The following is a 26,104-nucleotide window of genomic DNA, read 5'->3' as shown; positions in this document are numbered from 1 at the left end:
GACAACAACAGAGCACAGCAAATGTTGTGACTATAGTGCAACGGTCTAGCTCAATTCGCCGCCCACTCGCTCCAACAAACGTTTCGCAGCTTTTATTCCTTCTTCTTCGCTCAGCTGATCTCCTTCGTACTCAATGCCGATATATCCGCGGTACCCCGCGTCCTTGACAATCCGGAGCATGCGCCGGTAGTCGATGTTGGCCTCATCTCCTTTTTCATCAAACACGTTGGCTTTCGCACTCACCCCTTTAGCAAAGGGCATGAGCTCTTCTACCCCCTTGTAACGGTCATACTCATAAAAATTTCCGAAGTCTGGTAGGCTACCGCAGTTGTCCATCCCGACGCCTTGCAATACGGCACTTAACCAATCGCCATGCGAAGATATGCCTCCGTGGTTTTCCACGATCACGTTGATATCGTGTGATGCTGCGAATTCACTCAATCGTCCCAAGCCCTCGATAGCAGCGGACTTAATTTCCTCTGGCGTGCCTTTTCCCGCAGCATTCACCCGGATGGCATGACAACCAAGGAATTTTGCAGCTTCAACCCACTTATAGTGATTGGTTACGGCTGTTGTCCGCTCCTTTTCGTCGGTCGAACCCAATGGCCCTTCCCCATCAACCATGATCAATACATTTTTGACACCGTTGTCGTCTGCACGAAGCAATAGATCGCGCAGGTAGGTCTTATCCTTCGCTTTGTCTTTGAAAAACTGGTTCACATACTCCACCGCATGAATGCCGAACGTTTTCGCTGCACTCCCCGGAAAGTCGAGGTTGTCCAGCTTTCCGCCGAAAATAGTTTTATGCAACGACCACTGGGCAAGCGAAATATCAAAAAAAAGCTCTTTTCGTTGAGGGAAAAGCACATCTGCCGCCGTTGTCGGCAATACTGAAAGGCCCAGTGCCCCCAGGCCAACATGTTTCAGAAAAGATCTTCTATCTATCATCGGTATAATATTTATCAAATATTTGCCCAACTATGCGTGAGCACATCCACCAAATGCATGGTCTTGATTGGCAACTGATGCTTATCTATGTACCCCTGTAGTTGTAATAGACAGGAGGAATCGGTGGAAATAATAAAATCGGCCTCTGCTTCCAACGCTTGGTGCACCTTTTGCTCAGCCATAGCACTGGAAATGGCTTCAAACTTAACCGCAAATGTTCCGCCGAAGCCACAGCACATATCTGCATGCTTCATCTCTACCAATTCTAACCCATCCACCTTGCGCAGCAATTGCCTGGGCTCTTCTTTGATACGGCATTCACGCAGCGCCGAACAGGAATCGTGGTACACCGCACGTCCCTCCAATTCGGCCCCAAAATAATCCTTTTTGAGTATATTCACAAGAAAATCCGATAGCTCATGAATGTTACCTTGAATAGCACGGCAACGGTTGTGCACGGTCGTATTGGTGAACAGGTCGTTATACGCATTCTTAACCATCCCGGTACAGGATGCCGAGGGCGAGACAATCATACGATCGTCAGAAAAATCATGCAAAAACTTGTGCCCGATTTGCTTGGCTTCATCCCAAAAGCCGGCATTATAGGCCGGCTGGCCGCAACAGGTCTGCTCCGGATTATATACAACGCTGCACCCAGCTTTTTCCAGTATGCGCTTGGTGTTGAAAGCCGTTTCGGGGAACAGTTGATCGATAAAACAGGGGATGAATAGCTCAACAGTCATGCTTCGGATCTTTTCAGTAACATCATCCTAAATAATAATAACAAGCCCATTACAAAAAACAGGCCTAAACTCAGTGCAGAGTAGCGGATATTGTTGGTTACCTGCTCAATGAGCGCAAACGAGAACAGACCAATCACAATAGCAACTTTTTCCGTAACGTCATAAAAACTAAAAAATGACGCTGTGTCTTCTTCGTTAGCGGGCAACAACTTGGAATAAGTCGACCGTGAAAGCGACTGAATACCACCCATCACTAGCCCCACAAGCGCGGCGAGGATATAGAAATGCACTTCGTGATTGATATAAAATGCTGCCACACATATCCCAATCCAGACGCAAACCACTAACATAAGCACCCGCACATTGCCAATATAGCGCGCAAGCACTGACATCAGGTATGCGCCCGCAATGGCTACCAATTGAATAATCAAAATGGTTATTATCAACTTCGCCGCGCCAAGGCGCAGCACCTTCTCGCCAAATGCAGCGGCCACAATCATGACGGTCTGTACCCCCATGGCATAAAAGAAAAATGCCGGTAAGAACCGCTTGATTTCCGGTATACCCTTCAGCCGTTCCCAGACCTCCCGCAACTCCGCAAATCCTTTACGTAATACATGCTTGTTGACCCGTTGGCCGTTTGGTGTGTCCGCAGGTAATTTCTTAAACGGAATCTGGGCAAAGCCTATCCACCACAGCCCTACGAGCAGGAACGAAAGGCGCGGCGGAAAGCTGGGATCGGTGATGCCGAACCACTCAGGTTTAAGTATGAATATAAAGCAGATAACTTGAATCGTTACACATCCGACGTATCCATAGGCAAATCCCTGGGCGCTCACGCGGTCCTGCTGATCAGGGGTGGCTAACTGGGGCAGGTACGAATTGTTAAACAGCACACCTCCCACATAGCCCATGGCCGCCAGCGTGAAACAGAATATTCCCCACTCCAAGGTTTCAATTTTAAAGAAGAACAGCCCCATGCAAGCGAACCCGCCGAGGTAGGTGAACCCCATCATAAACACTTTCTTACTGCCTTTGAAATCAGCAACAGCAGAAAATATCGGCAATACCAATGCCATAAACAGGTAGGCAAACGACAAGGAGAAATTAGAGAGCGCCGTGTTTACTACGTTGAAGCCGAAAAATTTGACACGGTCACCATGCGCTTCGGTAAAGGTGATTGCCGTATAGTATGCCGGGAAGATCGTGGACGTTATCACCAAATTATAAGCCGAATTGGCCCAATCAAACATGGCCCACGCTCGTATAGTGGGTTTATGGTTTTTTTGTGTCGACATGAATCCTGTTGAAACGGCTAAGATAGGGAATAGTTGGGTTTACCAAGGAATCGATCAGCACAAAAAATGGGTGCCCGCTGCTGTCACGGTTTACGGGCACCCCATTAGCATCAGAGGTAATGTCTTAACAGGTTAGACCATCAGTTCCCGTCCGATCCGCTCTAGCATCGCTTTTGTTTTGGCAATCCCTTCATCGGCTGGCAAGCTATGCCCTTCATATTCTATGCCCACATAACCGGTAAATCCGGAATCCCTCACCAACTTCAATATCCGGCGGTAGTCGATGCTTGTTTCATTGCCATCGTCATCAAAATCATAGGTCTTTGCACTCACTCCTTTGGCAAAAGGCATCAGCTCCTCCGTACCCTGATACCGATTGTACTCTTCAAGGCATTCAGTGTTTAGATAAGCTTCGATCGTCTTCGCATCCGGTTCACTCCGCCTGATACAGAAATTACCGATGTCGGGCAGCGTTCCGCAGTTGGGAAGGTCAACGGCCAGCATCACCCGGCGCAACCAGGCGCCATCAGACGAGTAGCCTCCGTGGTTTTCAACAACAAGCGAAATACCGTAATCACGAGCAAATGTTGCTAATTGCGTTAAGCTTTCGGTGGCGTTCTTAGCCACTTCCTCCGCCGTACCCTGCCCGGCGGCATTCACACGGATGGCATGGCAGCCCAGAAACTGCGCCGCTTCCACCCATTTATAATGATTTTCTACGGCCTCTCGACGTTTGGCGGGAACGGCATCGCCCAAATCACCTTCCAAATCGCACATGATAAGTACACTGGTAACGCCAAGGTCGTCGCACCGGCTTTTCATTTCTCGAAGATAGGATTGGTTGTTCGCCTTATCTGCAAAAAACTGGTTGACGTACTCCACAGCGTCAATGCCAATTTTTTCTTTCGCATAACGCGGGAAGTCTAAGTGATTCAGTTGCTTGCTGAATATTGCGCGGTGCAAAGACCATTCTGCCAACGATATCCTGAAAAACAAATCATCTTCAGCTTCGTTTGCATTGCGCTCGCTTTCCTTAGTACCGCATGAACGCAACGGGAGCACCACTGGCGATACAGTGATGCCCGCTAAGCCGAGTGCGATGTGCTGAATAAATTTTTTTCTCGAAGTCATTGCTGCTAGTATTCGTCATGTTGTACAAGTGCTCCCTGACTACGGTCTATCTGTTCCTGCGGAATTGGGAAAAATTCATTCCTCGGCTGAAAAACGAGGTTCCGGTAGGCTGATAAATATTCTCCTTCAAACGAAGCGTAACGTTCCAGCACCTCTTTGGCGATACCCCAGCGGACCAGGTCGTAAAAACGATGACCTTCCAGTGCCAATTCCAGTCGCCTCTCAAAGCGTATGGCATTGAGCGCATACGCGGGATCAGGAAACGCCGGGTAAGGCTGCACATTGTATGCTGCAACAGGCGATCCGTTTACCTGCTTTGCGGGCAACTGGGCCGCACGTTCGCGGATGGCATTCACCAATGCCAGGGCTTCCCCAAGATTACCCGCGTCTGCATAGCATTCGGCTGCCATCAAGTAAACATCCGCCAAGCGGATAAGATTTACATTCAGTGCAGTAATCTGTAGAGTACCCTGCACCGCGTGTGATGAAAATTGCGATTGCTCAATCATGTGTTTAACGCCAACAAACGGACCTGCGTAAGCTGGGTCGCGGATCCAGCTGTCACCAAGCATTATACCCCAATCTCTGAAAGGAACCCCTCTTCTGCCGACCGTGTAATCCAAGCGTGGGTCAAAAGCCAGCGTCCGATCCACTTGGTAGTTGGTTTTGGCATCGCCCACGAGACCGAAATCGGAGAGGTACGGGTCTGTCCGGTAACTGCCATCCAGCATCGGCAGGCCCTCATTGTCTACCTTAAACGCATTCACCAGATCGAACGTCGGCTGGAAAAAACCACAGCAATTTACGGGCGCATTGCCATAGAAACCGCCGAGCATGTCGCCTACATTGGCATTGTCGCCGCTTCCATCCGGATTTATAACATGCTGTACCGCAAAAATGGACTCAGGGCCATTCTCCTTGGTGACATCAAAATTGTCGGTAAAGGGTAGCGTAGTGATATCGGGTTTTGCGTCCATTACCGCCTCAAACAATGGCAAGGCTTCATCATGCCGTCCAAGATATAGCAACAGTTTGCCGAGATATGCCTGCGCTGCAATCCGGTCCACACGCCCCGCCTCTTCGAGTGGCTTGCCCGGTGGCAGGTTATCTACCGCAAAACGAAAGTCCGCCTCGATATATGGGTAAACGTCGGTGTCATTGGGAACAGTTACTGCATCAGCCGTAGTGGTATTTTCATCCACATAAGGAATGTTCTTAAAGACCCGTTTAAGGAAAAAATAGTAATGCCCCCTAAGCATTCGCGCTTCTGCGGCCACTTCGGCAGCCCGCTGATCGCTCAGCTTATCCCCGGCGCCGTTCTGGACAGCGGTGAGCAGCCGCAGCGTGTTGTTGCAGCGAGCAATGCCTTCATAATACCTGCTCCACATAACAGCCAGATTGTCATTTGTGCTTATCGCCTGATGGGCTTCAATTTGGTTCATGTTCGGCTGGTCGCCGTTGTTACTGCCTTTATGCGCGTTGTCCGCAGCAACTTCTCCAAACAGCCATTGGCTTGGTGCCGAAGCATAACTGCCCCATGTGCCATTTACATTGCCGTTCAACAAGCCATAAGCCCCTACAAGCATAGCCTCCACGCCATCCGGATTCTCCAGCTGGGGAGTAATAAGCTCGCCCTGCGGTACGCGTTCCAGAAAGTCGCTGCTGCAAGAGACGGTTATAGCAACAAAGATAAAGCCGATGATATTTTTCAATGTTTTCATTGTACGCTCCTTTAAAATTAAAACCCTACACTAAAACCTACTAAATATTGCCGCCCAACCGGGTAGACGCCGAAATCAACACCAAGTGCTGAGAAGGTACTGTTAGTTTGGCTTACCTCCGGATCTAATCCTGTGTACTTAGTGATGGTAAATAAATTAGTGCCACTCGCATAGATACGGATATTGCGCACTTTACCCTGAAAAATGTTGTTAACGGGTAAATTATAACCTATTTGAAGATTTTTCATCCGAAAAAAGCTGCCATCCTGCACGTAGTAGCTGGACGATGCCAATTCAAAATCGGACGCTCCGCGATATGGCGAGTGAATGGTACTCGACGTGTTCGATGGGCTCCAAGCATCCAGCATGCGTACGCTTGCCGAGCCGTCAAAGGTGCTAAAGTCTGTGAAGTATCGCGTAGCTTCGTAGAGATCGTTGCCTTGTGACCCGTTGAAAAACATATTGATGTCAAAATTCTTGTAGCGGGCGCCTAAGCTCAACGAATACAGAAAGTCCGGGTGCGGATTGCCGATAATCGTGCGGTCAAACGGACTAATTACGCCGTCAGGGGTTCCATCCGGCCCTGAAATATCCGCGTACTTCGGTCCACCAACCCGCGCACCGTCATAAGAAGGACTATTGGCGATGTCTTCAGTACTTTGGTAAATGCCGACAGCTTGATAGCCGAAAAACGAACCGAAAGGCGCTCCCGGACGGAGTATAGTGGTCTGCAAGCTTCGGAAATTTCCATAGAGCTGTTCGGTGACCGACGGTGCCAAAGACACGACCTTGTTCGTATACTTAGTGAAATTCACGCCGATATCGAATTGAAAATTACGGCCATCTAGCTGTCCATAATGGTAATTCAAGGATAACTCGATACCACGGTTTTCCATATCGCCTATGTTGATGAATGGCGAACTGCCCTCTCCCCCGGCCGCAGCTGGCAAAGGCACGGGATAGAGCATATCCGTTGTTTTACGGGTGTACCAATCAAATACACCCTCAAACCGCCCTTCGAACATCGTAAAGTCCAGACCAAGATTCAGTGAGTTTACCTGTTCCCACTTGACGGAAGGATTGTCATATGCATTCTGCCAGATACCGGTAGTCAGCCCGCTGCCGCCTGTCGGGTAGGAAGCCGAAGGAATAGAGACCTCATAGCGGCGCAAATATTGGAACCCGGGTATACGCTGGTTGCCGGTGACACCGTATCCCGCCCGCAATTTCAGGTCCGTCAACCAGGCGGCTTCGTCGAAAAACGCCTCTTCCGAAACACGCCAAGCTGCACTTCCGGCCGGGAATACGCCATATTTGTTTTCCGGGCCAAAGTTCGACGAGCCATCCCGCCTCAAAGTAGCGCTGAGCAAGTACCGATTGTTAAATGAATAATCGGCCCGCCCAAATACGGAAAACATTGACCAGATACTGCCCGAGCTTCTATTACTGATATTGCTGGCTCCCCGCGACAGGTAGTAAAAATCCAGATTCCCTAAGAGGAAGAAGTCATTGCGGGCACCCCCAAGCTCGCGCGCGTTTGAGCGGATAGCTTCTGTACCAGCCATCGCCGTAAGATCATGCAGGCCACCCAGGGTCCGCTTATAGGTGAGCGTATTTGTCCAAGTCCAATCCATAGAGAAGCCCTGCCATTCATCCAGGTTGTTTGCATTGCTCCCTTCTGAAAATTCCAGATTCGGATAGCCGATATTCATGCCGTTATAATTCTCATAGCGCAACCCAAAGCTAGTCCGTGCAGTCAGTCCGGTTACAACATCCACCTCGGTAAAGATATTTCCGAAAAAGAAGTTGCGCCTGCGTTTATTGTCTTTTGCACGGTATAGCATTGCTACGGGATTTTGTGCATTTCCGAGCTTGTCTCCTCTGCTGCCTGCAAAATTGCCCATCTCATCGTAAACGGGTATGATCGTCGGAATCCGGTAAGCAAAGCCCAATGCGCTGCCTTCACCCTGGTAATCTCCTGCTACGTTTGGATTAGCACCCACACCAAAAAACTCTTCGTAACTATACTGCAAATTCTCACCGAAACGAAGCCGATTGTTTAGCGCTGAAAACGTAGTGTTTGTCCGAACGTTGAACCGTTCAAAATTCGTGTGCTTCACAATACCTTGCTGTTCCATGTACCCCCCCGAAACCGAGTAAGTAGCGCCATCTCCCCCACCGCTCACGTTCAGTTGGTAGTTCTGAATTGGCGCTTTACGCGTCATTTCTTCAAACCACGGTGTTCCGACATGGTTAGCCCGTGTGATCTGGTAAAATGTTCCAGGATCACGGCTGTAATTGTATCTTGCCAGATCTGCATCTGCATTGGTGACGTTGTGGCCGGTAGCCGACCCGGCCACCAAGTATTCTGGCAATTGAATAACGCCATTCACCATCCGGTAATTGTTTCCTGTGGTTTCAGACGTCCCGGGCTCCAGCTCTGGGTTGTTTTCGAAAGACTGCCACAGGTAATTGGCATACTGCGCAGGGGTCATCATTTTCGGAAATGCTTCACGACGGGGGTTCTGCGTGCCGTAATAGACGTCAAACGAAACTTGGGGTGTGCCTTTTGCTCCCTTTCTCGTGGTGATTATCACTACCCCGTTGTTCGCCCGTGCCCCATAGATAGAAGCCGCCGAAGCGTCTTTCAATACCTGCATGCTTTCGATGTCGTTTTGGTTAAGCCAACTTAGCTTACCTTCATAAGGCACCCCATCAATTACATATAGCGGGTCGTTATTGTTAATGGTGCTGAAACCACGGATGCGTATTTGTGGCGTCGCCCCCGGTGCGCCGTCACTGATGATCTGTACACCGGTAGCCTTTCCCTGCAGCGCTTCCACGGGGCTGGCAACCGGCTGGGCCTTAAGCTGGTTTACGTCAACCACCGCCACTGAACCAGTGACATCCTTCACACGTTGTGCCGAATAGCCGGTAACAACGACTTCATCCAATGTGCTGAGCGATGCCTGCAATACTACCGTATAGACAAATTTCTCTTTATTCACAACAAATTCCTGTGTGGCATACCCGATATAGCTGACCTCCACCACGTCATCCGGATTTACAATTAAGGAGAATTGCCCATTGTCGTTGGTACTGGTGCCCCTTGTGGTCCCTTTTACCTTGACAGCTGCCCCAGAGATCGGCGTGTTATCCTGCCCGTCTATAACTGTTCCGGTGATCGTAAAATCCTGCGATAGACTGAACAGCAATATTTTATCGTCATCAATCTTATATGCAATCCCCATAGGTTTGAAAACCTCATCGAGCACTTTAGACAGCTCGCCGTAAATGGGCGCTGTCTTAATTTTCCTATTGGCCTTAATGGCCGAAGAGCTATATATGAAGTGGGTGTCCGATTGATTTTCCAACGCTTCGATCATTTCCTTAATGGTGATGCGCTTGGCTGACAACTCAATCTTTTTATCTAACACACCCTGTGCATCAGCCTCTTTGGCATGTGCAGTAAATGCGACAACCAACGTGATAAAGGCGTATAAAAAGGTTAGTCTCATCGCTAGTTTGGTTAAAGCAATAATTCGTACTTTTTTCATATTTTTGGAAAATTTATGGTTCGTTAAACGGAATTTTTTTGAACTGTAAATCCTTCCGGAATATCGATTCCGGGTCATCGCCGGCAATACCCCCATATTGCCGGTTTTTTTTGTCAAGTCTTTGCTTTTTCCATAATTCTGTTTATTTGGTTCAACATAAATCGCACACAAAGCCATACCACCCCACCGAGAAAACGCCGAGGGAATGCAACGACCACCCCGATCAGTACGGGTCGCCGAAGCCGAATCACTGCAATGCCAACAGTTTGCGAGATTGGGTTATCGCTGTGACAATTAATTAAGTTTTTTCATCTTTCATGTCAATGCGTTTGTGTGTTTGGTATAAAATCTGTGACTAATTGTGGTCAATGTTTGTCTTTCAAGATGATGGTCGTACCCATAACTTCATATTGGGTATCGGTAACGGTGCAAATGATATCCAGTTGTTTGAACAGGCCAATGCCACTGATATTGCCGGTGAAGGTAGTTTCCGCAAGGCTATCGTCTGCCACGACGTTTAATCCATAGAGCTCACTCAACGTCTTAGCCAGCGTTGGCATGGGTATATCCCTGAATGTTTCCTGGCGGACCACATCTGCCTGCCCTGTAAGTGGCAAAGGATTTTCAGTCACAGCCGCTTCAAGCCGTTCGGGCAACAATATTGCCTTTTTATTCGTCGTAACTAAAATTTTGTCCGGCACGGACAGTACCCGTCTGACGAAGTTTTCTCGGCCAACGTTATAAAACACATCTACCTTGCCGGAATAGACAATGACCTCACCTTTGACACCCTCTTTTGGTGCCGTTATTTTGAATTTGGTTCCGAGCACTTTAGTAATCATCCCTTCATGGAAAACCCAAAATGGATTGTCTTTGCTAGCTGCGACGGCAAAAAAAGCATCACCTACCAAGTGAACTTCTCTGTTTTTTCCGCTGAACCGCTTGGGATATTCGAGTAAAGCTCCCGGATAAAGCTCTACGAGTGACTCATCCGAGAGAATGACTTTCATATGCTGCGTCGTCTCATTCCGGACCACGATAACATTACTGTCAGGAACAGTATGCGTTGACACAAACGACGGCCTGATGGGATAGCATGCTATCCGCAGGTAAACCATCATCCCTGATGTGATCAGAAGGGCGCTAATTGAAGCTGCAACCAACCACAGACGGGTTTGGTTTGAACGCTTGGTTAATGTCGTCACATTGGTTTCCACTTCGCCGTTTCCATTGACCCGCTGGTGTATTTTATTCCATAGGGCGTCTTCCAACGCCTCCAGGCTGGAGGTGTTTTCTTTCTGGTGTTCGCCCTTATCAAGCATATGGTACCAGTGATGCAGCAGCTGCTCCTCGCTTTTGGTACACTGTCCGGCCAAGTATCGCTTCAAAAGTTGATGAAAATGTTCTCTGCTCATGTCCAATGAGGGCCAACTTAGCCCACCTATTTATGTAGTCGGCCAAAACGGCCGAATCCCTAAAGGCTAGTTAAAAATTTTGAAAAGTAACGCAATGATTAGGAAATTTTTCAATGCCAAACGGAGCGTTTTCAGCGATTTGGTTATATGGTATTCCACTGCTTTTTCCGACAGGTCGAGCTTATGAGCAATTTCCTTTACCGAATAATGTTCGATACGGCTGAGGATATACACAGCCTTGGTCTTTGCGGGCATCAGGGCAACACCCTTGTCAACAGCCTCGTTTAGCTCCTTTATGCGCAAAGATACTTCTGCCTCATTTCCGGCATATTCCCGACTGCTTAAGACATGGGCGGTATAGTTCTCTTTGTGTAACTGATTTTTAAGATGCGTGATGAATTGGAAACGCACAGCCGAAAACAGGTAGCCGCTGATGTTGCTGATGGCCAACGAACTGCGTTTCTCCCACAGGGTAATAAACACGCTCTGGATCAAATCCTCCGCCAGCATCGGGTCTCCCGACCGCCTCAATACTTGCAAATAGCATCGCTTCCAATGCCGCTTATAAAGCTCCTTAAATGCCATCTGATCGTCCCTGCTCATGCGGTCAAGCAACTCAGCGTCAGTGTCGATAGTTGGTTTGTTTAACAAGGGACTCCTATAATTGGTTGACACAAACTTAACCATTCGGCTACAGAAATGCAAACGTCCCGCGCCTAATCACGATAATAGTTCCTATCTTTGCCCACAAACAAATGCCATTTCACGTCAATGAAATCACTTTTTTTGCTAACCGCGCTTGCCAGCGTGTTGTCATTGTCCAGCTGCCAAAATATAGGCAAACGCAACGGCGAAAACTTGACAAAAACCGGCGTAGCGGTTAAATCTGAGAAAGCAACTTTTTACATTGACACGCTTCACTCCGGATTAGACAACCCTTGGGGAATAGCTTGGCTGCCCGATGGCCGTATCCTCGTGACCGAGCGTAAAGGCGAAATATTCGTATTTGAAAACGAGCGATATACCGGCAAAAAGATCGATGGCTTTCCTGAAATTTATGAACGAGGACAGGGCGGACTGATGGATATTCAGCGGCATCCGCAGTATGCGGAAAACGGCTGGCTATATGTAACCTACGCTGAACCGGGACAAGGGGGCGGTAGTACCGTACTGATCCGTTTCCGGCTAAATGGCAATCAGATTACCGACCTCGAAACATTATATCAAACACTACCCCTGTCAACATCCGGCGTGCACTTCGGAAGCCGGATCATTTTTGACAAGGCAGGCTATTTATATTTCAGCACTGGCGATCGTGGCGTCAAGAAGAATGCACAGCTCCTATCAAATGATATGGGCAAGATTCACCGGTTGCACGATGACGGCCGCATCCCCAACGACAACCCCTTTGTACATGATCCGACAGCCAAACACAGTATTTGGTCTTATGGACACCGGAATATGCAGGGAATGGTTTATGACAGCGCGAATGACCTCATTTATGCCACCGAACATGGTCCACGTGGCGGCGATGAGCTCAATGTTGTCGAAAAGGGCAGAAACTATGGGTGGCCGGTGATCACTTATGGTATTGACTACAGCGGGGCCATCGTTTCTGAACTTACGGAAAAAGAAGGCATGGAACAGCCTATTCATTACTGGACACCATCAATCGCCGCCTGCGGACTTCTGCTGTATACCGGCGACAAGTACCCGGGCTGGCAGGGCAACCTGTTTTCCGGGGCACTTGCCTCGACACATGTGGCGCGCATCGAAGTTTCCAGAGGCCGATACGTCGATGAAGAAAAGCTCTTACAGAACATCGGACGCGTACGGCAGGTGGCCCAAAGCCCGGATGGATTTATTTTTGTGCTTACCGAAGGGCCAGGCATGTTGCTAAAGCTGACCCCAGGCGAATAATTTTGGCCTCGCAAAAAGCTGTTGGGTTTATCAAAAACTGCGTATCTTTGCTATCATGAATGTGGATACATTGCTTGGGCGAGCGCTGAATTTTGAGTTCCTTTCAATCGAGGAAGGCATCTTTTTATATAATCATGCACCGGTTGCTGACTTGGCTTATGTGGCAAATGAGCTGCGCAAAATACAGGTACCCCATGGCAAGGTAACCTGGCAGATTGACCGGAACGTTAATACGACAAATGTATGCATCGCCAACTGCAAGTTCTGCAATTTCTTTCGCCGGCCAGGCCATGCGGAAAGCTACATCACTGATATCGAAACCTATAAACAAAAGATAGAAGAAACGTTCCGATACGGAGGCGATCAATTGCTGCTGCAGGGCGGACACCACCCCGACCTAGGTCTGGCATTTTATACCAACCTTTTTAGGGAGTTGAAGTCGCTTTACCCGGCGCTCAAACTACATTCGCTCGGCCCACCTGAAATCGCTCACATCGCAAAACTCGAAGGCATGAGCCATATAGACGTGCTCAGGGCATTGAAGGAAGCGGGGCTTGATTCCCTGCCGGGTGCCGGTGCTGAAATACTCAACGACCGCGTACGGCGCCTTATATCAAAAGGCAAATGCGGTGGCAGGGAGTGGCTGGATGTGATGCGAGCCGCCCACCAAATCAATTTACCGACATCTGCAACCATGATGTTCGGCCATGTAGAAACGCTGGAGGAACGGTTTGAGCACTTGGTATGGATACGGCAGGTCCAAGAAGAGCGGCCACCGGGGGCATACGGCTTTATCGCTTTCATTCCTTGGCCGTTTCAGGACGACGGCACACTGCTTAAGCGCCTGCGGGGGATTACCAATAGCGTAACAGGCCACGAATACATCCGGATGATTGCCCTGAGCCGCATCATGTTGCCAAACATCATAAACATCCAAGCCTCATGGCTTACGGTGGGCAAACGAGTGGCACAGACCTGCCTGCATGCAGGCGCAAATGACTTCGGATCGATCATGATCGAAGAAAATGTAGTGTCTGCAGCTGGTGCACCGCACCGTTTTACCTCCAATTCAATCCAGGAGGCTATCCGCGAAGCAGGATTCCAGCCTCAATTGCGCACGCAGAAATATCAATTCCGTGAAATACCGGAGACAATGGAAGAACAGGTCATTAACTATTAACCGCTCAATCGGTACTGGTGAACTTAAATCGACAAATAGAGGCCCTAATTTATGCTTCGGAATACGGTATAGGGATAACCGAAATCAAGCAGGTGCTGGAAGCTTTGGCAGGCCATGACATGGCTGAACAAGATATCCTGACAGCATTGGAGGAAATTAAAACCAGATATCTCGACGAAAGCCATATACTCGAATTAAAATTTATAAATAACGGATACCAGTTTCTGACAAAGCCCAGATACTATGAGACGATCAACCAGTTGCAGGCGCACCGTGCGAAAAAGAAATTAAGCCAAACTGCATTGGAGACCCTCGCCATCATCGCTTACCGACAGCCGATAACGAAATTAGAAATAGAACAAATCCGCGGCGTCAATTGCGATTATTCAGTGCAACGGCTGTTAGAAAAAGAGCTGATCAAGATTGTTGGTAAGGCCGAAACATTGGGTAAGCCAATCCTATATGGCACAAGCGACCTGTTCATGGATCATTTCGGTCTGACCAGTACGGCAGACCTCCCAAAACTCAAAGAAATCGTACAGGAAGACAATGCCATAGGTGAAGTAACTGACTGATGCAGAGGAATATATTTTTTTCAAAAAAAACGTTTTGAAACCGAAAACTTGCTATTTTTATCCTAAATATACAACAGTACACGATTAACATGATAATGGAAACGCCAATGATGCACGACAATGATTTTGCGGTTTTGGAGGATGACGTTTTAGTCACTTTTGATGGTGGGCCCGAAGATGATGATTCGGATGACCTTTTTGATGATGAGGAGAGTTTTGAGCTCGATGAGCTGGATTCGTTAGATGAGTTTGACGACTTCGATGACGACGACGATTATTGATAAAAACTTTTCTTATTTGAAAATAAACATTTACCCATCACAGTAACGTATTACGAAAGACCTGTATACCGATTTCAAGAAAGGTGCATACAGCATATGGACTAGGGCTAACTATCGAGTTGTTCCCGAAACAGCTACTATGCACAAGCAACCAGCGTAGAGGTATGCTTACAAGGCTTCATATTGTCGCTAATTCGCGGATTTCCTATGTAGCAATTCGTAAAGCTCAATTACTTTTTTTTGCAACTCGATCACTTCGGCTTCCCGCTCCTGTAGTTTTTTTTTGAGCAATGTTACTTCAGAAACATGTTTCTTTTCCTCTTCCGAATCGTTGGTCGACAATAGTTGGACAATCGTCAGGCCGAACAACCGGGAAATCTGATCCAACCGCGACAAGTTTACATCCGTTATCCCTGTCTCGATTTTGGAAAAAGCAGGTATGGATATGTCCAATCGCTTGGCAACGTCCTCCTGGCTCCACCCTCTTTGATGCCGCAACAGCCTTATTTTTTTTCCTAATGCATTCATTGGTAAGATGGTATTTTGAAATTTAAGAAGTTGTCCTCAAATTATTTTCCTAATGGGGAAACTAATATAACTAAACTTTTATTTGTACAAAAACTTATCGGCAAAATTAACAAGATTTATGCCACCATAATTCCCTGAACTCATAAACAATAAGTTCTTGCCAGCGGCATCCATTTGTGTGAGATACTGCTTCATATGCTCGATGCTGTTTAAGTAGGCGAGATCAGGTTGGTTAAAAGCCGATCGGAGCGTATCTTCGGAAAGCGCTTCGACATTTGTCTGCTTCAGGGCTTCCTGATTGATAAAAACGGCAGGGTACTCCGCTTCCCTCATGGTATCCCGGTATTCGTCCAGATATGCTGTATTGAGACTGCTGTACGTATGCAGTTCGATTATAGCGACGAGTGCTTTATCCGGAAACTGCTCTTTGAGTGCATGTATACTCGCTTTCAACTTGGCAGGAGTATGCGCAAAGTCCTGGTAGACTACGCTGTCGTTATTATTAGCTACATACTCTAAGCGCCGCGAGGCACCCCTGAATTGCTTAATTGCCGCATAAAATGCTTCACGCTCGACGCCAAGCCATTCGCATACCGTAAACGCTGCTGCAATATTGGACAAATTATGCTTACCGAAAACCTGCAAAGGAATGTCACCGATATGGGTATGCATATATGTTATACCCTTGTTGATCGTATATTCCGGTGTCCGGTAGCCATGCTTATTTATCTTTGAGTGGTCTTCGAGTACCAGTTCTTGTAACGTCTTGTCCTCTTTATTGTATACCAAAGTGCCTTTGGGCTCGATACTCTTGATGAACAGCCTAAACTGATTCACATAGCTTTCAAACGTGGGAAATACATTTACATGGTCCCATGCTACACCGCTAATAAGCGCTATGTTTGGTTGGTACAGGTGGAACTTCGGCCGCTGATCAATCGCCGACGCAAGGTATTCGTCGCCCTCGATGATCATAAGCGGCGCATCCTTGGTGAGCTTTACCATGCCTTCGAATTCGTCAAGCTTTGCCCCCACCAAGTAGTCGAAATCCCGCCCAACGGATTTCAGTACATGCATAATGATGCTGGTAATGGTTGTCTTGCCATGGCTTCCTCCCACAACCACCCTTAGCTTTTCTTTGGCCTGCTCATAGATAAATTCAGGATACGAATAAATTCGAACACCCAGTTCCTGAGCTCTCAACAGCTCGGGGTTATCTGCCTTAGCATGCATACCCAATACCACCGCATCGATATCTTCGGTGATGCGCTCAGCCTCCCATCCGGGTTCAGGGAGTAGCCCGTGCTTTTCAAGGTTTGTTCGCGACGGCTCATAGATATGATCATCCGATCCACTAACAATATACCCCTTCTTGGCTAATGCAATAGCAAGGTTGTGCATGATGCTGCCCCCTATTGCAATGAAATGTACGCGCATAACGATCTTATTATTGTACTGTGAACCGTGCGGCAGCCCAACCATCCAATTCCTTGCAACTGTCGTAAGCGAGGCCGTACCGCGTAGCCGCTGCCTTCAACGCATCAAGGTCCTCCCCGATGTAAAAGCCGCTGATGAACAGCATCCCCCCAGAGCAAAGACATTGGGCGTAGCTGGTGAGTTGATCCAGCAAGATGTTGCGGTTGATGTTGGCCAGTACGATATCGAAACGTTGATTCGCAATCTGTTCAGCAGAGCCACCCTTAGCTACAATAGATGTGGTATTGTTGAGCAACTTATTTTCCTCCACGCTGGCAACGCATACTGGGTCGTTATCTACCGCCCATATATTGGCGGCACCTAGTTTTGCAGCCAGTATAGCCAAAATACCTGTTCCGCATCCCATATCCAGTACGGTTTTACCCTCAAATGCAGTCTCCAGCATATAACGCATCATTAGCGACGTGGTTTGGTGGTGGCCGGTACCGAACGCCATCTTAGGGTCAATAACGATTTCGTATGGACATTCAGGTTTGGGGGCATGAAACGTCGCCCTCACATAACACTGGTCCGCCACGATCACCGGCTCAAAGTTCCGCTCCCAAACCTCATTCCAGTTCTGGGGGAGAATTTCCCGCACCTCATAAGTTACTTCAAAACCTTTGGGCTGGTGGATCAGCAACGATTCAACAGCTTGTAAATTGAGTTGTTCTGAAGAAATATAACCTGCAAAACCACGATCAAGCGACTCGAACGTATCAAACCCCATGCGGGCAAGGTCATGTATCAACAAGTCTTGCTGCCAGTCTTCGCCGCCAAGGCAGGTGAATATGACTTCCGTATATTTCATGGCAATGGATCGCCGGTTCAGTTATTGAATACCTTTACAATATCTGTGAAATCACGCGATTTTAGTGATGCACCGCCAATCAAGCCTCCATCGATATCCGGCTGGGCAAACAATTGCGGTGCATTTTTGGGGTTGCAGCTCCCGCCGTACAATAACGTAGTGCGTCCGGCAATGTCTTGACCGTACCGGGAAACCAACTCGCTGCGAATAAATGCATGAACTTCCTGCGCCTGTTCGGGTGATGCTGTCAGCCCGGTACCGATCGCCCAAACCGGCTCATAAGCCAATACCACCCGATCAAAGACATCACCCGAAAGATGAAAGATGCCCTGTTCCAATTGCGTCCGTATCACTTCAAAGTAGTTGTTGGATTCACGCTCTTCTTGCGTTTCGCCGATGCAGAAAATAGGAGATAACCCATGTTTCAGTGCAGCATCCGCTTTTTTGCGTAGCATCTGATCATCTTCGCCGAAATATGCCCGTCGTTCGGAATGCCCTAAAATTACATAGTCAGCCCCCGTGGATTTTACCTGGACGGCAGATACTTCACCGGTATACGCTCCGGCGTCTTCGAAATAAATATTCTGGGCTCCTATCGCAACTTGCGTTGTGCCTTTGGCCAATTGGGCGATGCTGTGAAGGTGGATGAAAGGGCTACAGATGACCACCTGTTGGCTTCCGATCACCTCGTCCTTTACCATGTTTACAATTTCAGAGAATAAGCTTAATCCTTGTTGGTAGTCAAGGTTCATTTTCCAGTTTCCGGCAACAATTTTCTTTCGCATGATGCTTGATGTCTATGTAAATGATTAAAAATTACTTTTTAGGACCCCGGCGCCTTTTGATTTGCATGGCACCGTTCTCAACAAACAGTATAGCGCGACTGGAGGACACCATCGGCTTGCTGCACGACAACGTTTTGTCGCGAAGACGCACGGCAATATAAATTTGGGTAACCAGCACGCATGCATAGGCTTCCATTTAGAACGGCTAAAATAAAAAAGTCCCGATAAAATATCGGGACCAATATTCATTTAGCTTGCGGCGCCTACTTTTTACTGTAACGGTTGCGGAATTTGTCAATACGCCCTGCGGTATCGACCAACTTCATCTTACCTGTATAATACGGATGCGAAGTATGGGAGATTTCAAGCTTCACCAATGGATATTCGTTTCCATCTTCCCACTTGGTGGTTTCTTTCGTGTCAATGCATGATTTGGTCAAAAACGCATAATCATTTGACATATCCTTAAAAACTACTAACCTGTAATTCGATGGATGCAAGTCTTTTTTCATTTTATCTACGAGTTACTATATTCCTGTTTTAGCGTGCAAAGATAGGATATTTCGGTTAAACTTCCAATATTATTTCGCTTGTTGAACAAATTGTCCAAACGCGTGACATGCTTAGTGGTAGCTTCTGGGTGGGGAGACTTCGGTTTCCCGGTTACAGAAACAACAACTCCCCAAAAAACTCCGGCAAATGGAAATTGGGGGTTGGGGAGTCAATGCCGTTCCAAGCAATAAAATGCGGTATGGGTAGGTCATCGCCGCACTTGTAAAAATTCCCATGACAGCGGCGGCCAGCCAACGAATCCACCGCATGGGCGTCAAACACAGTGAATGGGATATTCAACAACAAGCGCCATTGGTTGTCCGCGCCTTTACCGCGGACGGCGCCCAGCTCACTGATTGCCCGCACTTTTTCCACCGTGGCGTTGGGCAATAGCCTGCGCATACCCTTGTCGGTACCTCCATAAGCGATCAGACCAACGCCCAGACAATTAAATTCTAGGTTATAGTAATTCGTCCCATCAAATGACAGAAAAAATTCTACACAACTGTCTCTGTAAACTGGATCGTTGGTGTTCCGGTATACCCCCTTAACATGTTTTTCGCTGACGTCATAAACCAGCAACAGGCTGTCTATTGTATGGGCGGCCCTAAATTGCACCAACGGTTTATATGGAAATGAGGGCCAGGGCACTTCGTCAAGCTTATTGGCCATCAGTGTGGCTGATGCCTCCCATAGCCTTCTGGCTGACGAACTGTAATCTACTGCTTCCAAAAAGGGAATGACTAACTGCTTCATCAAAAATCAACATTAAACCGTCCGCCGGTATCCTTCGGCTACGCGCGTGACAATATGCCGCAGCTCCGATTCATGTTGCTCAAGCTTTTCTACCAATTTGAGCTGTGCCCTTGCGCGCTGCAGGTTGTGGTCCGGATGATAAATCTTGAAGTAATGATCGCCTTCCAAAAAGTCCGTAAGAAACCTGACGGCCTGCATATAGGGCAGCAACAACACCCCTTCTATCAGCGAGTCAATTTCCTCCTGCGTCAAAAAAGGATGGGCTTCTTCGAGATACCCTTCAGTGTAAGCCTCAAACAACGAGATATTTAATTTGATTTTATCCACATCTGCTTCATCTTCCGCTGCGCTGTTAATGATGGTACGGATTGCATCTCCAAAGTCATAGGCTACGTATCCGGGCATCACCGTGTCCAGATCGATTACACATTGCGATTGGTCTTGTGCATTCAGCAACACATTGTTGAATTTTGTATCATTGTGAGTGATCCGCAGTGGCAGCTGACCGGGTCCGGCTAAATCTAACAGGGTCTGCATACGCTTTTCCCGGCGTGTAATGAACGCCAATTCGCCGGCTACCCGTGAGACACGTTGCGCAGCATCTGCTTCAATGGCCGTCCTGAGGTTGCTCAATCGTTTTCCGATGTGATGGAAACCCGGGAGGACCTCACGGATGAGCCGTACATCCAAATCTGCCAAAAGGCGCTGGAATTGCCCGAATGCCCGTCCACCCTCCCTGGCCTGACGCTCCGTCTGGACAATGTCGTAGCTCCGCGTATTGGCCAGCATGATAAACATTCGCCAGAAGTTGCCAGTTTCATCCTGGTAATACAGCTTATCCAGTTTGGTCGGTATCAACGTAAGCACCCGTTCCTCGGGCCGCTGTATACCATTACCGATTGAGTAATAGCGCGTTTTAAGATGCTGCGTTACCAGCTTTATATTCTGCATCACGGCTGCCACATTGGCAAACACATGGTGGTTTATTCGCTGCAGCAGGTAGTCTGGCTCCTGACGGTCAGTCTGGACATGGTAAGTATCGTTGATATGCCCCGATCCGAACGGCACGACCGCGGTAACATTTCCTTCAATAGCAAACACATTTGCCAATAGGCGTAGCCGTTTTGGATTGATATTACTCATAAAGATAAGATATACGGTCTCTGCTATAAAACAAGACGCAATATGCAAATTCGTGAAGTAATAACCATATCAATTCGCCACACAATCGTTTGCGCTATCTGAGAAAAATTCAAGTACCCGTTTGCCGGGTGACATAAAATGCCTCCGCAAGCTCAGCTCGCGGAGGCACATCTGTGATTATTAAACAATACTTATCAAACTATCGGGGCCGCCTCCAAAACGATCGGCGATGCTTCCAGCACGTCGCTGCTCACGTGATTCTCAAACTTACGGAAGTTGTCCACAAACAGCTTCGCCAACTGACAGGTTTGAGCATAGTAAGCGCTTTTGTCTGGCCATAATTGCACCGGATCAAGTACCGCATCGGGCACACCTGGACAACTTGTGGGATAGTCAAATCCGAAAACAGGGTGGCGGCAGAAAGTGGACTCCTTGAGCGTACCCGTAAGCGCCGCCCTGACGATGGCACGGGTATAGTCAAGTTTGATCCGGCGTCCCACGCCATAGGGTCCAGCAATCCAGCCGGTATTGACCAACCACACATTGATGCGCTTATCGGCGAGTTTAGCTCTCAACAATTCAGCATAATGCGACGGATGTAAAGGCAGGAACGCTTCGCCGAAGCATGCGGAAAAGACGGCCTTCGGCTCCTTGATGCCAATCTCGGTTCCAGCAATTTTTGCCGTATAGCCGGACATGAAGTGATACATTGCCTGCGTAGTGGACAGCAGTGATACCGGGGGAATCACGCCAAATGCGTCAGCGGTGAGGAAAAAAATGTCCTTAGGCTCGGCTGCCCGTCCTGACGCGACCGCGCCGGCCACGTGATCGATGGGATAGGCGACCCGGGTATTTTCTGTCTTTGACACATCCTCATAATCCGGGTTACGCGTCCCGGGAAAAAAATTGACGTTTTCTACTAGCGCTCCAAAGCGGATGGCACGGAAGATGTCAGGCTCTTTATCTTCGTCGAGGCCAATGCATTTCGCATAACAGCCACCTTCGAAATTAAAAATACCAGACTCGTCCCACCCATGTTCGTCATCCCCGATCAGCTGCCGCCCCCCGTCGGCAGACAGTGTGGTTTTGCCGGTTCCCGAAAGCCCGAAAAAAAGTGCCGTATGACCGTTGCCGTCTGTATTGGCTGCACAATGCATCGAGAGCACCCGCTTTTGAAGGGGCAGCAGGAAATTAAGCACGGAAAAAACCGCCTTCTTAATTTCGCCGGTATATCCGGTTCCTCCTACCAAGATCACCCGCTGGGAAAAATTGATGATTACGAAGTGATGGTTATGTAGCCCATGCTGTTCTGGGTCCGGGCAGGCATAGCCGGGAGCAGCTAAAATAGACCACGCCGGACGTTTGCGCTCATCGGGCGCAGCCGACCGAATAAATAGGTTGTTAACAAAGATACTCTGGTAAGCGGTTTCTGACACCACACGCACATCAATGGCATGCGCCCGATCCGAACCGGCGAAAACATCGCGGACGAATATTTCCCTATGGCTGAAATATTCAGCCACTTGCTTGAACAAATACGCAAATGACGCCTCGGATATCGGTTGGTTGATATCCCCCCACCACACGGTATCCCGGGTCAGCGTATCCTGTACGATGAAACGGTCATGTGGTGCGCGACCGGTAAATCGCCCGGTATCTGCAACCAACGCGCCGGAATCGGAGAGCGTGCCCTCCTGTCGGGTGATTGCCTGTTCAACCAATTCGGCCACACTCTTTTGATAGTGTACCTTTTCTTTATTCCGGATAAAAAGGTAACTTAGATCAGGAATTGCTTTTTTTGAAGCATTCATAGCATTTTTATCTAATTAATGAATCAAGATGCTGCAAAAGTAGGGATTAAAAACGGATACTATAGATCAAAAACCACTGTAAATCAGCTTTTTGTAAAAGATACACTAAGATAACAAATTGTATTACAGTATAGTTTATCGTTTTAGCCGTATTTTCCAAAAAATCGAATGCAGTTTTAAGTTTTTCCCCTTGTTTGTTATCTTTAGCAGTTAACCAAATGATACGTAAAGACGCATGAAACTATATAGCATTGATACCGGATTATTCAAGCTCGATGGCGGCGCTATGTTCGGCGTCGTTCCGAAATCGATATGGCAACGTACAAATCCTGCAGACGAACGCAATATGTGCACATGGGCAGCACGGCTACTGCTTATCGAAGATGGCCAACGGCTGATTCTGGTCGACACGGGGCTCGGCAACAAACAAAGCAGCAAGTTTTTCAGCCATTATTATCGCCATGGCGATGCGACGCTGGACGATTCGCTTGCCAAAAACGGCTTTCACCGAGATGATATCACAGACGTGATCCTCACGCATCTTCACTTCGATCACGTAGGTGGAGCTATTCATCGCTCTGAGGCTGATGGCCGGTTACTCCCTGCTTTTAAAAACGCCCTGTATTGGAGCAACAAACAACATTGGGACTGGGCCTTGTTTCCAAACCACCGTGAAAAACCCTCCTTCTTACAGGAAAACATCATTCCCATATACGAAAGCGGACAGCTCCGCTTTCTGGATGTAGAAGATGGTATACGTTTCTCGGAAAATATCACCATTCGCTTCGCCCATGGGCATACAGATGCCATGATGTTGCCCCAGATCAGTTATCAGGGCAAGACGCTACTTTACATGGCTGACTTGCTTCCTTCGGCCGGCCACATCCCCCTCCCCTACGTCATGAGCTACGATGTGCGCCCGCTCACTACAATGGAAGAGCGGAAAAAATACTGGCAGGAAGCGGTCGATGGCGACTACGCCCTGTTTTTGGAGCACGATCCGGTAAACGAATGCTGCACCATTCAACTGACCGAGAAAGGGTACCGGCTAAAAGATACCTTTTCATTGAATGAGTGGCTTGGATAAGGCTACAGAAATAACTTAAAAAGCCGTCCCGGAAATTACGGAACGGCTTTTGTTCAGTTCGGAGGCAGCCGATATTACCCTAAGGCTTGGCCCTGCCGGATGATGTTTAATGCACCTCCCGCCCTGAACCAGCCGATTTGCTGCTCGTTGTAGCTGTGGTTGACTTCAATTTCATCCACCGAACCGTCTATATGATGGATCACCAACTTCAACGACTTATTAGGCGCAAAATCGGTAAGCCCCACGATGTCAAACGTGTCGTCTTCGAGTATTTTATCGTAATCGTCCTTACTAGCAAAGGTCAAGGCCAGCATTCCCTGTTTTTTCAGGTTGGTTTCATGAATACGTGCAAATGACTTAACCAATACAGCACGGACTCCAAGATGACGCGGCTCCATAGCGGCATGCTCACGGGACGATCCTTCACCGTAATTTTCATCACCGACAACGATGGAACCTATTCCCGCAGCCTTATAGTCCCGTTGGGTGGCAGGCACCGGCCCGTATTCGTTAGTCAGCTGGTTTTTTACCCAATCTGTCTTATCGTTGAAGAAATTCACCGCTCCGATGAGCAGGTTGTTTGAAATGTTATCCAGGTGTCCGCGGTATTTGAGCCACGGTCCGGCCATAGAGATATGATCTGTTGTACATTTGCCTTTTGCCTTGATCAGCAACTTCAAACCGGTAAGGTCAGTTCCTTCCCAAGCTGGAAACGGATCGAGCAATTGGAGACGGTCAGATGTCGGAGACACAACCACCTGGACGTTGCTTCCATCTGCAGCTGGTGCTTGGTAACCTGGATCTTCCACGTCAAATCCCTTTTGGGGCAACTCATCCCCCGAGGGCGGATCAAGCTTCACAGCCTCTCCCTTATCGTTGACTAACGTGTCCGTAATCGGATTGAATGAGAGGTTGCCCGAGATAGCAATGGCGGCGACCAGCTCCGGCGACGCTACAAAAGCATACGTGTTGGGGTTGCCGTCAGCACGTTTCGCAAAGTTACGGTTAAAGGAATGGACAATTGTGTTTTTTTCCGCTTTCTCAGCGCCAACCCGCGCCCACATTCCGATACAAGGGCCGCAAGCATTGGTAAAAATAGTGGCATCCAAATCGGTGAACGTATCGAGCAGACCATCCCGTTCAGCGGTGTAGCGCACCTGCTCAGATCCGGGGTTGATACCGAACTCCGCCTTTGTTGCCAGCCCTTTCTCTACCGCCTGTTTTGCTACGGATGCAGCGCGAGACAAATCCTCATATGAGGAATTGGTACAAGAGCCGATCAGCCCCCATTCAACTTTCAGTGGCCAACCGTTCTTGGCGGCTTCTTCTTTCATTTTTGACACGGGAGTTGCCAAATCCGGAGTAAAAGGACCGTTCAGGTGCGGCTCCAACTCCGACAGGTTGATTTCAATGACCTGATCGAAATAGCGTTCGGGGTCGGCATACACTTCCGGGTCGGCCGTGAGGTGCTCTTTGATGGTGTTAGCTGCATCGGCCACATCTGCACGGTTGGTTGCACGGAGGTAGCGTTCCATCGATTCATCATACCCGAACGTAGACGTCGTCGCCCCGATCTCAGCCCCCATGTTGCAAATGGTGCCTTTTCCCGTGCAAGACATAGACTGTGCTCCTTCGCCGAAATATTCGACGATGCATCCGGTGCCACCTTTAACCGTAAGTATACCGGCCACTTTCAGAATTACGTCCTTCGGAGCTGTCCATCCGTTGAGTTTACCTGTCAGCTTTATACCGATCAGTTTGGGAAATTTAAGCTCCCAGGGGAGCCCGGCCATCACGTCACAGGCGTCAGCCCCACCCACGCCGATTGCCAGCATGCCGAGTCCACCCGCATTGACGGTATGGGAATCCGTACCAATCATCAGTCCACCCGGAAATGCATAGTTTTCCAATACAACCTGATGGATGATTCCCGCCCCCGGTTTCCAGAAACCGATACCATACTTATTGGATACGGACGCGAGAAAATCAAAAACCTCCCTGCTTTCCGTGGTAGCTACAGCAAGGTCCTTTTCGGCTCCCTCTTTCGCGCGGATGAGGTGGTCGCAATGCACGGTGGAAGGTACGGCCACCCTGGGTCTTCCCGCCTGCATGAATTGCAGCAACGCCATTTGGGCGGTCGCATCCTGCATCGCCACGCGATCAGGGGCAAAGTCGACGTACGACCCCCCACGTTCATATGCCTGCGCAGCATTACCGTCCCATAAATGGGTGTATAAAATCTTCTCTGTCAAGGTCAGCGGTTTGTTTACAACCTTACGTGCAGCTGCAATACGTGCTGCATATTGGCCGTAAACCTTTTTAATCATGTCAATATCAAATGCCATCTATAATAATGTATTAGCGTAAGATTAAGAAAAGAAACACA

At 48.4% G+C, this 26,104-nt stretch carries 22 protein-coding genes; 5 read left to right on the top strand and 17 right to left on the bottom strand.

Translation table 11 applies throughout. The features are described from left to right. Window positions 1-45: 45 nt before the first annotated feature. From ACFOET_RS10405 to ACFOET_RS10370, 8 genes are all read right to left on the bottom strand, one after another. The gene (locus tag ACFOET_RS10405; protein WP_379022288.1) at window positions 46-948 is read right to left on the bottom strand and encodes a sugar phosphate isomerase/epimerase family protein; all 903 of its coding nucleotides are present in this window, start codon (window positions 946-948) and stop codon (window positions 46-48) included. Between the two features lie 14 nt (window positions 949-962). Continuing rightward, window positions 963-1,691 (bottom strand): (Fe-S)-binding protein, encoded by a 729-nt coding sequence (locus tag ACFOET_RS10400; protein WP_379022286.1) that lies wholly within the window; start codon window positions 1,689-1,691, stop codon window positions 963-965. Next, window positions 1,688-2,989: an MFS transporter gene (locus ACFOET_RS10395; protein WP_379022284.1), complete on the bottom strand. Its 1,302-nt coding sequence runs from the start codon at window positions 2,987-2,989 to the stop codon at window positions 1,688-1,690. The genes ACFOET_RS10400 and ACFOET_RS10395 overlap by 4 nt, the downstream gene beginning before the upstream one ends. Window positions 2,990-3,121: 132 nt before the next feature. Beyond that, window positions 3,122-4,120, bottom strand: a complete 999-nt coding sequence (locus tag ACFOET_RS10390; protein ID WP_379022282.1) for a sugar phosphate isomerase/epimerase family protein — start codon at window positions 4,118-4,120, stop codon at window positions 3,122-3,124. 5 nt (window positions 4,121-4,125) lie between these two features. After that, window positions 4,126-5,841 (bottom strand): RagB/SusD family nutrient uptake outer membrane protein, encoded by a 1,716-nt coding sequence (locus tag ACFOET_RS10385; RefSeq protein ID WP_379022280.1) that lies wholly within the window; start codon window positions 5,839-5,841, stop codon window positions 4,126-4,128. Between the two features lie 17 nt (window positions 5,842-5,858). Then, complete coding sequence (locus ACFOET_RS10380; protein ID WP_379022278.1) at window positions 5,859-9,359, bottom strand: SusC/RagA family TonB-linked outer membrane protein; 3,501 nt, start codon at window positions 9,357-9,359, stop codon at window positions 5,859-5,861. 404 nt (window positions 9,360-9,763) lie between these two features. Further along, on the bottom strand, window positions 9,764-10,813 hold the full coding sequence (locus ACFOET_RS10375; protein ID WP_379022276.1) for a FecR family protein: 1,050 nt from the start codon (window positions 10,811-10,813) through the stop codon (window positions 9,764-9,766). A gap of 66 nt (window positions 10,814-10,879) precedes the next feature. After that, the gene (locus ACFOET_RS10370) at window positions 10,880-11,500 is read right to left on the bottom strand and encodes an RNA polymerase sigma factor (protein WP_379022274.1); all 621 of its coding nucleotides are present in this window, start codon (window positions 11,498-11,500) and stop codon (window positions 10,880-10,882) included. An 84-nt stretch (window positions 11,501-11,584) separates the two neighbouring features. Between ACFOET_RS10370 and ACFOET_RS10365 the strand changes: the two genes are divergently transcribed. The 4 genes from ACFOET_RS10365 to ACFOET_RS10350 all read left to right on the top strand — a co-directional run bounded on the left by ACFOET_RS10365 (window position 11,585) and on the right by ACFOET_RS10350 (window position 14,769). Then, window positions 11,585-12,733: a PQQ-dependent sugar dehydrogenase gene (locus tag ACFOET_RS10365; protein ID WP_379022272.1), complete on the top strand. Its 1,149-nt coding sequence runs from the start codon at window positions 11,585-11,587 to the stop codon at window positions 12,731-12,733. 55 nt (window positions 12,734-12,788) lie between these two features. Then, entirely contained in the window at window positions 12,789-13,913 is a 1,125-nt protein-coding gene (gene mqnC, locus ACFOET_RS10360) for a cyclic dehypoxanthinyl futalosine synthase (protein ID WP_379022270.1), read from the top strand. A gap of 14 nt (window positions 13,914-13,927) precedes the next feature. Further along, complete coding sequence (scpB, locus tag ACFOET_RS10355; RefSeq protein ID WP_379022441.1) at window positions 13,928-14,488, top strand: SMC-Scp complex subunit ScpB; 561 nt, start codon at window positions 13,928-13,930, stop codon at window positions 14,486-14,488. Window positions 14,489-14,583: 95 nt separating this feature from the next. Continuing rightward, window positions 14,584-14,769: a hypothetical protein gene (locus ACFOET_RS10350; RefSeq protein ID WP_379022268.1), complete on the top strand. Its 186-nt coding sequence runs from the start codon at window positions 14,584-14,586 to the stop codon at window positions 14,767-14,769. Between the two features lie 189 nt (window positions 14,770-14,958). Here the strand turns inward: ACFOET_RS10350 and ACFOET_RS10345 are convergent, their stop codons facing one another. The 8 genes from ACFOET_RS10345 to pckA form a co-directional block, all read right to left on the bottom strand. Further along, on the bottom strand, window positions 14,959-15,297 hold the full coding sequence (locus ACFOET_RS10345) for a helix-turn-helix domain-containing protein (protein WP_379022266.1): 339 nt from the start codon (window positions 15,295-15,297) through the stop codon (window positions 14,959-14,961). Between the two features lie 78 nt (window positions 15,298-15,375). Further along, on the bottom strand, window positions 15,376-16,734 hold the full coding sequence (locus tag ACFOET_RS10340; protein ID WP_379022264.1) for a UDP-N-acetylmuramate--L-alanine ligase: 1,359 nt from the start codon (window positions 16,732-16,734) through the stop codon (window positions 15,376-15,378). 10 nt (window positions 16,735-16,744) lie between these two features. Next, window positions 16,745-17,584 (bottom strand): 50S ribosomal protein L11 methyltransferase, encoded by an 840-nt coding sequence (gene prmA / locus ACFOET_RS10335; protein ID WP_379022262.1) that lies wholly within the window; start codon window positions 17,582-17,584, stop codon window positions 16,745-16,747. 17 nt (window positions 17,585-17,601) lie between these two features. Continuing rightward, complete coding sequence (gene tpiA / locus ACFOET_RS10330; protein WP_379022260.1) at window positions 17,602-18,369, bottom strand: triose-phosphate isomerase; 768 nt, start codon at window positions 18,367-18,369, stop codon at window positions 17,602-17,604. A 263-nt stretch (window positions 18,370-18,632) separates the two neighbouring features. Continuing rightward, on the bottom strand, window positions 18,633-18,881 hold the full coding sequence (locus tag ACFOET_RS10325; RefSeq protein WP_379022258.1) for a type B 50S ribosomal protein L31: 249 nt from the start codon (window positions 18,879-18,881) through the stop codon (window positions 18,633-18,635). Between the two features lie 151 nt (window positions 18,882-19,032). Beyond that, window positions 19,033-19,677 carry a carbohydrate-binding family 9-like protein gene (locus tag ACFOET_RS10320; protein WP_379022256.1) on the bottom strand — a complete coding sequence of 215 codons (645 nt, stop codon included), beginning with the start codon at window positions 19,675-19,677 and terminating at the stop codon, window positions 19,033-19,035. A gap of 12 nt (window positions 19,678-19,689) precedes the next feature. Then, entirely contained in the window at window positions 19,690-20,820 is a 1,131-nt protein-coding gene (locus ACFOET_RS10315; RefSeq protein ID WP_379022254.1) for a phosphotransferase enzyme family protein, read from the bottom strand. Between the two features lie 194 nt (window positions 20,821-21,014). Then, the gene (gene pckA / locus ACFOET_RS10310; protein WP_379022252.1) at window positions 21,015-22,631 is read right to left on the bottom strand and encodes a phosphoenolpyruvate carboxykinase (ATP); all 1,617 of its coding nucleotides are present in this window, start codon (window positions 22,629-22,631) and stop codon (window positions 21,015-21,017) included. A 235-nt stretch (window positions 22,632-22,866) separates the two neighbouring features. Here pckA and ACFOET_RS10305 point away from each other — a divergent pair, with 235 nt between their 5' ends. Further along, complete coding sequence (locus ACFOET_RS10305; RefSeq protein ID WP_379022250.1) at window positions 22,867-23,718, top strand: MBL fold metallo-hydrolase; 852 nt, start codon at window positions 22,867-22,869, stop codon at window positions 23,716-23,718. A 74-nt stretch (window positions 23,719-23,792) separates the two neighbouring features. On the opposite strand, the gene ACFOET_RS10300 is transcribed toward ACFOET_RS10305, so the two are convergent. Next, window positions 23,793-26,063 carry an aconitate hydratase gene (locus ACFOET_RS10300; protein ID WP_379022248.1) on the bottom strand — a complete coding sequence of 757 codons (2,271 nt, stop codon included), beginning with the start codon at window positions 26,061-26,063 and terminating at the stop codon, window positions 23,793-23,795. Window positions 26,064-26,104: the final 41 nt, after the last annotated feature.

The organism is Parapedobacter deserti (assembly GCF_042646065.1).
Taxonomy (GTDB): Bacteria; Bacteroidota; Bacteroidia; order Sphingobacteriales; family Sphingobacteriaceae; genus Parapedobacter; species Parapedobacter deserti.
This window is presented reverse-complemented; position numbering and strand designations above follow the sequence as displayed.